Genomic DNA, 535 nt, shown 5'->3' with positions numbered 1-535 from the left:
CGGCCAGCTGGTTGAACATCGCGTCTGAGATCGGGATCATCGCGCTGCCGATAGGGTTGCTGATGATCGCCGGGGAACTCGACATCTCGGTCGGTGCCGTGATCCCCGCGGCGTCTCTCACCGCTGCCATCGTCTCGGGTCACTATGGGTTGCCCGACTGGCTTGGCATAACGGCCGCGCTTGGTCTCGGCCTCGCTGTCGGCTTTCTCAACGGGCTGTTCGTGACGAGAACCACCATCCCGTCGCTCACAATCACCATTGGCACCATGTTCCTCACGATGGGTCTGACGCTAGGTCTCACCGTCAAGATCGCCGGCAGCACCGGCGTCTCGCTCGTGCCGGACCCGCTCACCAAGGTAATCTTCGGCGACTATCTCGGCGGCATGTTTCAAGTCACGATCCTATGGTGGGTGGTGTTCGTGATTGGCTTGTTCTGGCTATTGCACATCTCCCCGATAGGCAACTGGATCTATGCACTCGGCGGTGACAAGGAGAGCGCGCGTAATGTCGGCATTCCGACCAAACGGCTGACCAT

At 60.2% G+C, this 535-nt stretch carries 1 protein-coding gene; it reads left to right on the top strand.

Translation table 11 applies throughout. From position 1 onward, the window contains the following. Positions 1 to 535: ABC transporter permease (locus NKH71_RS33360; protein WP_502900463.1), on the top strand; the 535-nt coding region annotated here is incomplete at both ends.

The sequence above is a fragment of the Mesorhizobium sp. M0983 genome (assembly GCF_040318975.1).
In the GTDB taxonomy this organism is placed as follows: Bacteria; Pseudomonadota; Alphaproteobacteria; order Rhizobiales; family Rhizobiaceae; genus Mesorhizobium.
The sequence above is the reverse complement of the archived record's forward strand: the minus strand, read 5'-3'. Positions and strand labels throughout refer to the sequence as shown.